The organism is Rhizobium sp. YTU87027, from assembly GCF_050644135.1.
Lineage (GTDB): Bacteria > Pseudomonadota > Alphaproteobacteria > Rhizobiales > Rhizobiaceae > Rhizobium.
This window is the reverse complement of sequence record NZ_CP098441.1, coordinates 600,959-613,832: the sequence shown is the minus strand read 5'-3', so window position 1 is coordinate 613,832 and position 12,874 is coordinate 600,959. Positions and strand designations below refer to the sequence as shown.

Genomic DNA, 12,874 nt, shown 5'->3' with positions numbered 1-12,874 from the left:
CAAATCCCACGGCAAACCGTGATATCCAACGGGGCAAAATCATGAAGAAAATCGGCTTTCTCTCCTTCGGCCACTGGGCGCCTTCCCCCCAGTCGCAGACCCGCTCTGCAGGCGACGCGCTGCTCCAGTCGATCGACCTCGCCGTTGCCGCGGAGGAACTTGGTGCCGACGGCGCCTATTTCCGCGTCCACCATTTTGCGCGGCAGCTTGCCTCCCCCTTCCCGTTGTTGGCGGCAGTCGGTGCCAAGACAAAGACGATAGAAATCGGAACCGCAGTCATCGACATGCGCTACGAGAACCCGCTTTACATGGCCGAAGACGCCGGAGCCGCCGATCTGATCGCCGGCGGGCGTCTGCAGCTCGGTATCAGCCGCGGTTCACCGGAGCAGGTCATCGATGGCTGGCGCTATTTCGGCTATCAGCCCAACGACGGCTCGACAGACGCCGACATGGGGCGCGGCCACGCCGAAGTGTTCCTCGAAGCGCTCAAAGGCGACGGCTTTGCAAAGCCAAACCCGCGTCCGATGTTTCCGAACCCGCCAGGCCTGCTCAGACTTGAACCCTATTCGGAAGGGCTGCGCGAGCGCATCTGGTGGGGCGCGGGATCCAACGCGACCGCGATCTGGGCAGCCAACCTCGGCATGAACCTGCAGAGTTCGACGCTGAAAGATGACGAAACCGGCGAACCCTTCCATGTCCAGCAGGCCGCGCAAATCCGTGCCTACAGGGACGCATGGAAAGAAGCCGGCCATAGCCGCACACCACGCGTGTCGGTCAGCCGCAGCATCTTCGCGCTTGTTGACGAACGCGACCGCACCTATTTCGGTCGCGGCGGCAAGGAACAGGATTCGATCGGCTATATCGATGAAAACACCAAAGCCATCTTTGGGCGTTCCTACGCGGCCGAACCGGAGGCGCTGGTCAAACAGCTTGCCGAAGACGAAGCCATTGCCGAAGCCGATACCTTGCTCTTGACAGTCCCCAATCAGCTTGGCGTCGAGTACAACGCCCATGTGATCGAGGCGATCCTCAAGCACGTGGCCCCTGCCCTCGGCTGGCGTTAAGCTCACGGCGCGCGCAGCCCCTATTTTTTCAGGGCAAGCGCGCTCCGACCGCTTGTCGTATCGGCGATAAGCCGGGCAATCTCCTCCGACTTCGCCTCTGGGAAGCTCGTCCTGATCTGCGCACCGGCGCCGGTGAATATCTCGCTGAGGACCTGCACGCCTTCAAGGGCCGTGAGCCTTGCCTTGAGAATCGCAAGGTCGGAAAACCCGGCACTGATCGTACCCTCCAAGGTTGGGACGACCTCGACCAGGTCACCGGCCTTGAGGCAGGCGGCAGCCGTGCCGCCATAGGCACGGATCAATCCGCCGGTGCCCAGAAGAACCCCGCCAAACCAACGCGTCACGATCACCAGGACCCTGTCGATGGCTTGACCATCGATCGCCTGCAATATGGGCTTTCCTGCCGTTCCGCTCGGCTCGCCGTCATCACTGAAGCGATAGGCCTGGCCAATGCGCCAGGCCCAGCAGTTATGATTGGCATCGGCATGGGAGTGCCGGCCAAGCGCCGCCTTCGCCTCGAGTTCGCTGGCGATCGGCAAACCGATCGCCAGAAAGCGGCTTCTCTTCACGATCTGCTCGAGAGATATGGGACGTTCCAGCGAATACATGAGCGCTTTATAGGACGGCGCGACCGCCGCGCGAAGGCGGTTTCATCCAGCGGTCGGAGATATTGCGGCGAAGTCCAGCACGCATGGCAGCAATGCTCAACCTTGCTACGGTTCCTGCACCGAGATATGGCCCTTCATGTTCGGGTGAAACCGACAGTAATAGTCAACCGAGGCGGCTATCTTCAGCACGACACTTCCCGATTTCCCGGGAGGAATGACCACCTCCCAGTCTCCCTTTGCTGTCGCCGTATGGGCGAGAACATCCTTGTTGATCCATTCGATCGTATCGCCCGGCCTTGCGCTGATCTCGGCAGGCGAAAACATCATCTTTTCTATGGTCACCGTGACTGTTTCCGCCCGCACCGGAACGGCACCGGGGGCCAACGCAGCGACCGCAATGATCCACAGATGCCGTTTCAGCATGCTGATGCCTCCTATTTCAGGTCGGCCGCGACATGTTCGGCATGCTGCTGATGACCCTGGAAGACCTTGAGTCCGGTTCGCAGCAGATCCTTGAGCTCGCCATTGCTTGCCGACGGGATCAAAAGGGTTTCGAGTGCGCCGTTGACCTGCTTGTGGTAGGCGACTTCGTTGGCGACATAGGCCTTGTCGAAGCTCGCTCCGGTAAGCTTGGCGAGTTTGGCCTGCTCGTCGGTCGCCGCCTTGGTCAGTGCCTTGCTTGTATCGTTGTCTTCAGGCGTCACCTTGAGCTTCTTGACCAGTGCGAGAGCCTCATTGTTCACGGCCTCATGATCACGCACCATATCCTCGGCGAAGGCGACAACCTCCTTGTTCTTGGATTTTGAGATCGCAAGCTTCGCGGCCTCTATGTCGATGGTGCCAGCGGTATAGGCGATATGAGCGATCTGGGCGTCCGTCGGCTTGTCTGCGGCCCATGCCAGGGGCGTAAAGGCGAGCATGCCAAGCGCGGTCAGGGTTGCAATCTGTCGAATATGCATAAGAACCTCCTTCGCCCGAGCCGTGAGGCCGGGTGTTATTGTCTGGAACGAACATTGGATGCTGGCGCAACGATTAGGTTCCCGCGATCAGTCGAGAAAACCGAGCCGGCTCATCACCGAGGCCGTCAGACGCTCGCAACGGCGACCGGCAAAAGGAAATGCGGAAAGGAGCACAGGGCCGATCTGCTCGTCGAGGCGCTGGCGCACCAGGCGCCTGGCGCGATGCAGCCGGGTCTTGACGGTTTTTGCGCACAGACCAAGCAGTTCAGCCGTCTCCTCCACGCTCAGCCCCTCGATCACTCTCGCGACAAACACGGTTCGAAAGATGTCGGGAAGCGCATCGGTTGCCTGCTCGACCAGCTGCAAGATCTGTCGCTGCGCCATCGTCCTCTCCGGATCCCCGCTGCTGTTGTCGCCAGGAAATTGGACGATCGTCGCTCCACCGCCTTGCTCCGCGGAAATCGCCACGCCCGCCGCACGTCTTCTTTTGCGCAGGCGCCCGAGTGCCTCGTTGATCACGATGCGTGATAGCCAGGTCGCCAGCGACGACTCTCCCCGGAAGCGATTAAGGTTCGCAAATGCCAGCACATAGGCTTCCTGGACGACGTCCTCGGCCTCGCTGTCGTTGCGAACGATGCTTCTTGCGAGCCTGAAAAGCCGCTGATTATGGGAGGTCATGATTGCGCGAAATGCATGGCGATCGCCTGCAACCGCGCGACGCGCCAGCTCGACATCTGCGAGCGTGCCGAGCCTTTCTCGCCGATCGGTTCGAATGTGCGACATCGTTATCTCCCTAACATGGCTATAGATGGCGTCCGATCCGAAAGGTTCCCGAAAATCGTGCGCCTGCGCTCAGGCTGTCGAAACCGCCTCTCCATCACCGTGCGTCTGGCCGCTGATCTGCGTGCTGCAACCATTTTAAGCGGATGAGTTTGACATGGCCGAAAAGATGCCGACATTGCCCAAAGGTTCACAGAAGCGGGACCGACACAATTTCTGGATGGGATGGACAAGATGCACCTCAAGGATCCGACACTCTTTCGTCAGGCAGCTCTCATCGGCGATACATGGATCGAGGCCGATCCCTTACATGCGATCGAGGTCAACAACCCGGCGACCGGCGAGATCATCGGCCGCGTGCCGAAGCTTGGTGCGGCCGAAACGAAAGCGGCGATCGAGGCGGCACGCATTGCCCAAAAGGGGTGGGCGGCACGCACCGCCAAGGAGCGCTCCGGCATTCTTCGCAAATGGTACGAGCTGATGATCGAAAACAAGGACGATCTTGGCCGCATCCTGACCTCAGAGCAGGGCAAGCCGCTTGCCGAAGCAACCGGTGAGATCGTCTATGGGGCAAGCTTCATCGAATGGTTCGCCGAGGAAGCACGGCGCATCTATGGCGATCTCATTCCCGGCCACCAGCCCGACAAGCGCATCATGGTGATGAAGCAGCCGATCGGCGTCGTCGCCGCGATCACCCCCTGGAACTTCCCGAACGCGATGATCACACGCAAAGCCGGACCCGCCTTGGCTGCCGGCTGCGCCATGGTGCTGAAGCCGGCCAGCCAGACGCCGTTTTCGGCCATCGCCATTGCTGTTCTTGCCGAACGCGCCGGGCTGCCGAAGGGGCTGTTTTCCGTTCTCACCGGCTCGGCCCGCGAGATCGGCGCCGAGATGACGTCGAACCCGGTGGTCCGCAAATTGACCTTCACCGGCTCCACCGAAATCGGTGCGGAGCTTTACAGGCAGAGCGCTCCAACGATCAAGAAGCTCGGGCTGGAGCTCGGTGGCAACGCCCCGTTCATCGTCTTTGACGACGCTGATCTCGATGCCGCCGTCGAGGGTGCGCTGATCGCCAAGTTCCGCAACAATGGCCAGACCTGTGTGTGCGCCAACCGGCTCTATGTGCAGGACGGTGTCTATGATGCTTTTTCACAAAAGCTTGCGGCAGCCGTCGGCAGGCTGAAGACCGGCAATGGCTTCGACGAGGGTGTCATTCTCGGGCCGCTGATCGACCAGCCGGCATTGGAGAAGGTCGAGGAGCACGTTGCCGATGCCCTTGCCAAGGGGGCAAGTGTCATCCAGGGCGGCAAGCGCCATGCACTTGGCGGCACTTTCTATGAGGCGACCGTACTTTCCAACGTCACCAAGGAGATGGCGGTGGCCCGCGAGGAGACCTTCGGGCCCGTGGCGCCGCTCTTCCGCTTCAAGGATGAGGCCGACGTGATCGCCCAGGCCAACGACACCGAGTTCGGCCTTGCCTCCTACTTCTATGCCAAGGATCTTTCCCGCGTCTTTCGCGTCGCCGAGGCGCTCGAATACGGCATGGTCGGCGTCAACACCGGACTGATCTCGACGGCCGAAGCGCCGTTCGGCGGCGTCAAGCTCTCCGGCCTCGGACGCGAGGGCTCAAAATACGGCATCGAGGAATTCATGGAGATCAAATATGTCTGCCTCGGCGGCATCAGCTGAACACCCGAACCGGGCGGGGGCCGGAACGGCCCCGCACCCTTTTAGGTAGGGATCGCGGGGGGTGGAGGCTGCCGTCCGCTGCAAGGCGACCAGCCAAAAGTGTAATTTTGTTCGCCGGCATAGCGTTGTATCAACCGAAATTACGCCGTTCCTGCCGATAGCGTGATTACCTTAGCCATGGTTATTGCACGTCTTTCGTGCCATATTACCAATCAGCACTGCTCAACATTTGAGTCGCGATCGAGCGCAAGAATGGAGACGACAAAGATGCTGTATGGCCTTCCCAAGCCAATTTCGAACTCCTCTAAGTATTTGAAGGAACGAATACTAGGTTCTGCCGTTTTCTCAGCAGGCGCGCCGACAGGGCAGCGATCCCGTCTTAACCAGCCGGCCGCGGGAGAGCATCATGCAAAAAGGTGAAAGCGACGTCTTCGATCTCTTCTCGGAAATTTACACAAGCGCCGCGCAAGAAGAATTGAGCCTACAGGAATACCTGCTCGCCTGCCGCGATGACAAAAGCCTGTATGCGACGGCACAGGAGCGAATGGTCGAGGCGATCGGCGAGCCGACGCTGATCGATACCAGCGCAGATGAGCGGCTTGGCAGGATTTTCGCCAACCGCACCGTCAAGATCTACCCATCCTTCGCTGATTTTTACGGGATGGAAGATACGATCGAGCGGATCGTCGGCTACTTCAGATATGCCGCGCAAGGGCTCGAGGAACGGAAGCAGATCCTTTATCTGCTGGGGCCAGTCGGGGGCGGCAAATCGTCCCTTGCAGAGCGTCTCAAGAGACTGATGGAGCAGCGCCCGATCTACACCTTGGCCGTCAACGGCAAAATCAGTCCCATCTTCGAGTCCCCTCTCGGCCTCTTCCATCCGGAACGGATGGCAGGGCTGTTGGAAGACAAGTACGGGATTGCACGGCGGCGGCTCACGGGCCTGATCTCGCCCTGGGCAACAAAACGGCTCGACGAGATCGGCGGCGACATCTCGAAGTTCAGCGTCGTCAAGCTGACGCCCTCCCGCTTGCGGCAGATCGCAATCGCCAAGACCGAACCGGGCGACGAGAACAACCAGGATGTGTCGGCGCTCGTCGGCAAGGTTGACATTCGCCAACTTGAAAACTTCAGCCAGGCCGATCCGGACGCCTATTCCTATAGCGGTGGATTGAACAGAACGACGCAAGGACTCCTCGAGTTCGTCGAAATGTTCAAGGCGCCCATCAAGGTGCTGCACCCGTTGCTGACTGCGACACAGGAAGGCAGCTATAATGGCACCGAGAACTTTGGCGCCTTCCCCTTCCAGGGCATCGTCGTTGCGCACTCCAACGAGTCCGAGTGGCTGCACTTCAAGAACAACAAGAACAACGAGGCATTCCTCGACCGCATCCTCGTGGTCAAGGTGCCCTATTGCCTGCGGGTCACCGAAGAGCGGCAAATCTACGAGAAGCTGCTGCGCGAGAGCGAGTTGGCAAAGAGCCCGTGTGCCCCCGAGGTGCTGGAAAATCTCAGCCGCTTCACGGTTGCAACGCGTCTCCACGTCCATGAGAACTCACCGCTTTACACCAAGATGCGCGTTTATGACGGCGAGAACCTGAAAGATACCGATCCCAAGGCCAAGTCCGTGCAGGAGTATCGCGATGCGGCCGGTGTTGACGAAGGCATGACGGGTATCAGCACGCGCTTTGCCTTCAAGGTCCTCTCGGAAACCTTCAATTACGATACCAAGGAGGTGGCAGCCGACCCCGTACACCTGATGTACATCATGGAGCAGGCGATCCGACGCGAACAGTTTCCAAAGGAAACCGAGGCGCGCTACCTTGATTTCATCAAGTCCGAGCTTGCTGCGCGTTACGCCGAGTTCATCGGCCATGAAATCCAGAAGGCCTACCTGGAATCCTACAGCGAATATGGGCAGAACCTGTTCGACCGCTATATCGCTTATGCCGATGCATGGCTGGAAGACCAGGACTTCAAGGACTACGACACCGGACAAATCCTCAATCGGGAGATACTCGACAGCGAGCTGTCGCAGATCGAGAAACCGGCCGGCATTGCCAACCCCAAGGACTTCCGCAACGAGGTCGTGAAGTTCACGCTACGCGCCCGCGCCAAGAACCATGGACGCAATCCTGCCTGGACGAGCTATGAAAAGCTTCGCGAAGTGATCGAAAAGCGCATGTTCGGTCAGGTGGAAGATCTCCTGCCGGTCATCAGTTTCGGCTCCAAGAAGGACAGCTCGACGGAAAAACAGCACGCCGAATTCGTCCAGCGCATGACGCAGCGTGGCTACACGGTTCGGCAGGTTCGGCGGCTCGTCGATTGGTACATGAGGGTCAACAAGGCCGGTTGACGATGCTGAACCGAGGGATTGGCAGATGCCGAATTTCATCGACCGCCGGCTCAACCCGAAGGACAAGAGCCTCGGCAACCGGCAGCGTTTCCTGAAGCGTGCCCGCGAGGAACTCAAGCGGGCCATCAAGGAACAGGTCAAGTCCGACAAGATTGCCGACGTGGACGCCGCCCATGGCGTCCCGATGCCGAAACGCGGCGCGGGCGAGCCGACCTTTCAGCCCGCCTCCGACAGCGGTGAGCGCGAGTATATTCTGCCAGGGAACAAGGAATACATGGCAGGCGACAAACTCTCCCGACCGCAGGGCGGTGGTGGCGGCAGCGGCCGTGGTGCGGGCCGCGGCGAGAGTGAGGATGACTTCCAGTTTATCCTATCTCGCGACGAGGTTCTCGACCTTTTCTTCGAGGACCTTGAGCTGCCCGACATGGTCAAGCTGAACCTCAAGGAGACGGTGACCTACAAGCCGCACCGCGTCGGCTTCAGCACGGCCGGAACACCCACGAACATCAATGTCGGACGCACCATGCGCAACAGCTTCGGCCGCCGCATGGCCCTGCAGCGGCCGAGCGAAGCCGCGGTGAAGGCGATTGCCGACGAGATTGCCACCCTTGAGGCCGAGAAGGACCTGTCTGCAGCCAACCGACGGCGCCTGCAGGCGCTGCGTGAGGAACTGGAGCAGATGGAGCGCCGACGTCGGCGTATTTCCTATGTCGATCCGGTCGACATTCGCTTCAACCGGTTCGAGCGCCAGCCGCTTCCCAATGCCAGCGCCGTGATGTTCTGCCTGATGGATGTGTCGGCATCGATGGGCGAGCGGGAAAAGGATCTTGCAAAACGCTTCTTTGTCCTGCTCCACCTGTTCCTGACCCGCCGCTATGAGCGGATCGATATTGTCTTCATCCGCCATACCGACGAGGCACACGAGGTCGATGAGGAGACGTTCTTCTACAGCAAGCAGAGCGGCGGGACGGTCGTCTCCACCGCCCTTGAGGAAATGCTTCGCGTGATCGAGGAGCGCTATCCGGCACATCTATGGAACATCTACGCCGCGCAAGCCTCCGATGGCGATAACATCAGCGGTGATTCCGAGCGCTGTGCGGCACTGCTTCGCGACCACCTGATGCGTCTTTGCCAGTATTATGCCTATGTCGAGATCATCGACGAACGCGAAACGGAGATCTTTGGAACCACCGACAACGGCACGTCGCTGTGGCGCGCCTATCGCACGGTCGACGGGGAGGTGCCCAACTTCCAGATGACGCGGATCTCCCGCCCCGCAGACATCTACCCCGTGTTCCGCAAACTCTTTACCCGACAGCCTGCCCTGCGCACGCGCAAGTAAGGACGACCAGATGGCGAGACGCTCGAGTTCAGGCCTGCTGTTTGACGGTTCCGACTGGAATTTTGCGACCCTTTCACGCGCCTACGATGCCATCGAGACGGTTGCGCTCGATGAGATGGGATTGGATGTCTATCCCAACCAGCTGGAGATCATTTCCTCAGAGCAGATGCTGGACGCCTATTCATCGGTCGGCATGCCTTTGATGTATCAACACTGGTCCTTCGGAAAACGCTTCATCTTCGAGGATCACCTCTATCGCAAGGGACAGCGCGGTCTCGCCTACGAGCTGGTCATCAATTCCAATCCCTGCATCACCTATCTCATGGAAGAAAACACCATGGCGATGCAGGCGCTCGTGACCGCACATGCCGCCTTCGGCCATAACCATTTCTTCAAGAACAACTACCTTTTCCGCCAATGGACCGATGCCGGCGCAATTTTGAGTTATATGGACTTTGCGAAGAAATACATTGCCAAATGCGAAGAACGGCACGGGTTGAGCGCAGTGGAGGCGATCCTCGATTCAGCGCATGCCCTGATGGATCAGGGCGTATTCCGTTACCGTCGCCCGCCCCGGCTTTCCTCCGAAAAAGTCAGGGAGCGCGCCCGTGAGCGATTGGAATACGAAGAGCAGACCTATAGCGACTTGTGGCGCACGCTGCCGCTGGCGGCCGAAATCCGCGACCCGGAAGACGCCGAACGCGACGCATCCGAACGCAAGAAGGTTCTCAATCTTCCGGAAGAGAACCTGCTCTATTTCCTCGAAAAGCACAGCCTCATCCTCGATCCCTGGCAGCGCGAGCTTCTCCGGATCGTTCGCGTCATTGCGCAGTATTTCTATCCGCAGCGCCAAACCAAGGTGATGAACGAGGGCTGTGCGACCTTCGTTCATTATACGATCATCAACCGCCTCTTCGACCAGGGCCGGATCAGCGAAGGCGCGATGCTGGAACTGCTGAAAAGCCACTCCAACGTGGTATTCCAGCCCGCTTTCGACGACCCGCGCTTCCCGGGCATAAATCCCTACGCCTTGGGGTTCGCGATGATGCAGGACATCGAACGCATCTGCATGGAACCGACGGAGGAAGATCGCGACTGGTTTCCGTCGTTTGCCGGCAATGGCGACTGGCAGGGGACGCTGCTCGACGCCTGGGCAAACCACCGGGACGAGTCCTTCATGCTGCAATATCTCAGCCCGGCGATGATCCGTAAGTTCCGTCTGTTTCTACTTTCCGATCGCTCCACCGACAGCTATTGCGAAGTATCCGCGATCCATAACGAGCGCGGCTATTCCAAGATCCGCTCGGCGCTTGCCCACAGTTACGACGTCGGCGCCAGACAGCCCGACATTCAAGTCATCGACGTCGACCTGCTCGGTGATCGACAGCTGCGCCTTCAGCATAATGTGAAGAATGGCATCCTCTTGGAAGAGAGTAGCCGCGATGCCACGCTGGGGCATATTCGCCACCTGTGGGGCTACGACGTCAGCCTGAGTGGCGTCGATGCCGCAACCGGCGCGGTTCTCTACGAGTGTTCGACAGCACAGATCTGAAGCCGAGCGCCAAAACCCGCATGTCGGTCTGCGGTCAACGGATGCGCTTGCCTTGCGCGTCGAGGACATGTTCGCCGTCTTCCTTCACGAAGGCTCCCTGGTGCGTCTCGGGAAGTATGTCCAGCACCACTTCCGAAGGGCGCGCCAGACGCGTGCCCAAGGGGGTCACAACGAAGGGTCGGTTGATCAGGACCGGGTGTGCCATCATCGCATCGAGCAGCTGATCGTCCGTCAGCGACGGGTTACCCAGTCCCAACTCAGCATAGGGCGTCCCCTTTTCCCGAAGTGCTTGCCTAACCGTCAAACCGGCGTCGGCGATCAACTGGACGAGCCGATCACGGCTCGGTGGGTTTTTGACATATTCGACAATGTCAGGCTCGATGCCGGCATTGCGGATCATGGCCAAGGCGTTGCGAGATGTGCCGCAACCCGGGTTGTGATAGATGGTGACGTCCATCAATGGACCTCCTTTTGCGTGGGCGGCCGGCGGACGACGCCAAGGCGTCAATGCTTGTCCTCTTCGGCGTGTCTTCGCCTGATGCTTCGCACAACCAGCCACATGGCGGCAACGACGATCGGAACGGACAGGCCGGTCAGTGTCTCGGGAGACACCTCGAAGCCGATATTGTGCGCACCTTTTGCCACGTACCCGAAGAGCCCGACGACATAGTAGGAGATTGCCGCCACCGACAGCCCTTCGACAGTCTGCTGCAGGCGTAGCTGCAACTGCGCCCGACGATCCATCGAGTTTAGCACTGTCGTATTGATCCGCTCGAGTTCGACGTCGATCCAGCTTCGCAACAAGGCTGTTGCGCGGGCCAGTTTGCGCGAAAGATTCGCCTGGCGCTCCTCGACAGACTGACAGGTTCGCATTGCCGGAGCCAGTCGCCGTTCGAGGAAGGAGCCAAGCGTCTCGCTGCCTGGTATCGCGGTTTCGGCCAGGGCGCGAATGCGCTCCTGGACGATCTCGTAATAGGCGCGGCTGGCTCCGAACCGATAGAGGCTGAGCGCCGCATTCGCCTCAAGTTCGGCCGCCAAACGCGTTATCTCCGACAGCATCTGGTCCGCCTCGTCGCGCGCATGCAGCTTCATGCGCTGCGTAATGGCGGTCAGGCCGGACTCGATCTGGCGTATTTCGGGGGAGAGCGATTGCGCCAGCGGCAGGCCCATCATGGCCAGGGTGCGATAGGTTTCGATGTCGAGAAGGCGCTGGACCAGCGCGCCGCGCGCGCTCTCGGACATGCCACGATCGATCACCAGAAACTTCGTCAATCCGTCGCCGTCCTGGCGAAAATCGGTGAGGATCGCTGCCTGGCCGTTTCTCAGTTCGCTTCGGCACAGGCTCGTCGGATCGAAGACGGCAATCTCTTGCGCTGTCTCCGATGTATCGGGCCGGATTTCCAGGCGGATTCCCGATATGAAGGGTCCCGGCGGCGAAAAACCGTCCCCGAACGGATGAACGGCGATCGGGGCACCAAACCTGTCTGGCGCCGGACAATCCCAAAAGTAGGTGGAAAACTCGGTATGACGCTCCCAGCGCAGCGTGCCCTGGCCCCAGCTTATAGCATGATGGCTGGTTTCGCGGGCCGGCGGAGCAACGCCGCTTGAGCGGGAAAGATCAGCAAGCATTTCATGATCGTTGTCCCCGGCGCTCTCCGTCAAGAAAGCCAGCTGGAAGATGACGCGTGGTGCCTGGACGAGCGCATAGGGTCGCGCATGAATTTCCCCCAGAGCGCGTCCTCGAAGATCCGCAGGAGGAAAGCCAAAGCTTCCTTGCGTCATGCGTTCGTTCCTTTCGGTGCGTGTTTTCCGATCATCACCGTCAATGCTGTAGCCGGGCTTGGGCCGCGAGTGCAACTGAACAGGCTGGATTGGTTCGCTTCCGGTCGGCGCTGGCGCGTTCATGCGCCCCTTGCCATTCGCAAGGAGATTTCGGATGTCCATGATGATGTCCCCACATCGGCGCTCAACCGGTGGCATGCAAGCATCTCGTCATATGCCTGTCCAGCACGATCGTTCCGCGCGACCGTTTGCCACAGCCGGCATACAGTACCGAGAGCCGCACATTGACGGTGAGATCCCGTGAACGAGGTTTGCCCGGAAGTCGTATTGGTGCCGGTCGGTCCGGGCTTGATATCCGAGAGCGCGTTGAAGGTCGTGCAGGCGTCGTTTCGATGCGAGTGATCGACGCCATCACCCGATGATTGATTTCATGACCGGGCGCTGGTGGCGCCCAATTGGCAAGATGCTGAAACGACGAAAGTGCAAGCAGAGCTACCCATAATGACTTTGTCATGGTATCGTCGGTTGCGAGGGGGACAGCGATGCCTGAGCTTTTCCAAAGAGCCCCAAGCAGCAACGGCCCGCGTTCGCGGCGACGGCTGGAACTGCTGACTTTCCTTATACTGGCGTTCGGAATCTGGCCATTGCTCGCGGTCGGAGTCGTCGGCGGCTACGGCTTCATCGTATGGATGTTCCAAGTCGTATTCGGGCCCCCCGGCCCGCCAGCAGCGCACTGAGGCGG

General features: G+C 59.8%; 12 protein-coding genes. 6 read left to right on the top strand and 6 right to left on the bottom strand.

Features of this window, described 5'->3' with window-relative positions:
• Window positions 1-41 precede the first annotated feature (41 nt).
• The gene (locus tag NBG89_RS21615) at window positions 42-1,064 is read left to right on the top strand and encodes an LLM class flavin-dependent oxidoreductase (RefSeq protein WP_431324162.1); all 1,023 of its coding nucleotides are present in this window, start codon (window positions 42-44) and stop codon (window positions 1,062-1,064) included.
• A 20-nt stretch (window positions 1,065-1,084) separates the two neighbouring features.
• On the opposite strand, the gene NBG89_RS21610 is transcribed toward NBG89_RS21615, so the two are convergent.
• The 4 genes from NBG89_RS21610 to NBG89_RS21595 all read right to left on the bottom strand — a co-directional run bounded on the left by NBG89_RS21610 (window position 1,085) and on the right by NBG89_RS21595 (window position 3,414).
• Window positions 1,085-1,672: an IMPACT family protein gene (locus NBG89_RS21610; protein ID WP_431324161.1), complete on the bottom strand. Its 588-nt coding sequence runs from the start codon at window positions 1,670-1,672 to the stop codon at window positions 1,085-1,087.
• A 105-nt stretch (window positions 1,673-1,777) separates the two neighbouring features.
• Window positions 1,778-2,095 (bottom strand): cupredoxin domain-containing protein, encoded by a 318-nt coding sequence (locus NBG89_RS21605; protein ID WP_431324160.1) that lies wholly within the window; start codon window positions 2,093-2,095, stop codon window positions 1,778-1,780.
• 11 nt (window positions 2,096-2,106) lie between these two features.
• The gene (locus tag NBG89_RS21600) at window positions 2,107-2,631 is read right to left on the bottom strand and encodes a DUF4142 domain-containing protein (RefSeq protein ID WP_431324159.1); all 525 of its coding nucleotides are present in this window, start codon (window positions 2,629-2,631) and stop codon (window positions 2,107-2,109) included.
• Window positions 2,632-2,718: 87 nt separating this feature from the next.
• A complete protein-coding gene (locus NBG89_RS21595) occupies window positions 2,719-3,414 on the bottom strand; it encodes an RNA polymerase sigma factor (protein ID WP_431324158.1) in 696 nt (231 codons plus the stop codon).
• Between the two features lie 231 nt (window positions 3,415-3,645).
• Here NBG89_RS21595 and gabD point away from each other — a divergent pair, with 231 nt between their 5' ends.
• The 4 genes from gabD (at window position 3,646) to NBG89_RS21575 (ending at window position 10,350) form a co-directional block, all read left to right on the top strand.
• Window positions 3,646-5,100, top strand: a complete 1,455-nt coding sequence (gabD, locus tag NBG89_RS21590; protein WP_431324601.1) for an NADP-dependent succinate-semialdehyde dehydrogenase — start codon at window positions 3,646-3,648, stop codon at window positions 5,098-5,100.
• A gap of 406 nt (window positions 5,101-5,506) precedes the next feature.
• Window positions 5,507-7,456 (top strand): PrkA family serine protein kinase, encoded by a 1,950-nt coding sequence (locus NBG89_RS21585; protein ID WP_431324157.1) that lies wholly within the window; start codon window positions 5,507-5,509, stop codon window positions 7,454-7,456.
• Between the two features lie 25 nt (window positions 7,457-7,481).
• The gene (locus NBG89_RS21580; protein ID WP_431324156.1) at window positions 7,482-8,798 is read left to right on the top strand and encodes a YeaH/YhbH family protein; all 1,317 of its coding nucleotides are present in this window, start codon (window positions 7,482-7,484) and stop codon (window positions 8,796-8,798) included.
• A 10-nt stretch (window positions 8,799-8,808) separates the two neighbouring features.
• Window positions 8,809-10,350 carry a SpoVR family protein gene (locus tag NBG89_RS21575; protein WP_431324155.1) on the top strand — a complete coding sequence of 514 codons (1,542 nt, stop codon included), beginning with the start codon at window positions 8,809-8,811 and terminating at the stop codon, window positions 10,348-10,350.
• A 34-nt stretch (window positions 10,351-10,384) separates the two neighbouring features.
• Here NBG89_RS21575 and arsC read toward each other — a convergent pair whose 3' ends face one another.
• Window positions 10,385-10,807, bottom strand: a complete 423-nt coding sequence (gene arsC / locus NBG89_RS21570) for an arsenate reductase (glutaredoxin) (RefSeq protein WP_431324154.1) — start codon at window positions 10,805-10,807, stop codon at window positions 10,385-10,387.
• Window positions 10,808-10,854: 47 nt separating this feature from the next.
• Entirely contained in the window at window positions 10,855-12,132 is a 1,278-nt protein-coding gene (locus NBG89_RS21565) for a DUF3422 family protein (RefSeq protein ID WP_431324600.1), read from the bottom strand.
• 542 nt (window positions 12,133-12,674) lie between these two features.
• Between NBG89_RS21565 and napE the strand changes: the two genes are divergently transcribed.
• Window positions 12,675-12,869: a periplasmic nitrate reductase, NapE protein gene (napE, locus tag NBG89_RS21560; RefSeq protein ID WP_431324153.1), complete on the top strand. Its 195-nt coding sequence runs from the start codon at window positions 12,675-12,677 to the stop codon at window positions 12,867-12,869.
• Window positions 12,870-12,874: the final 5 nt, after the last annotated feature.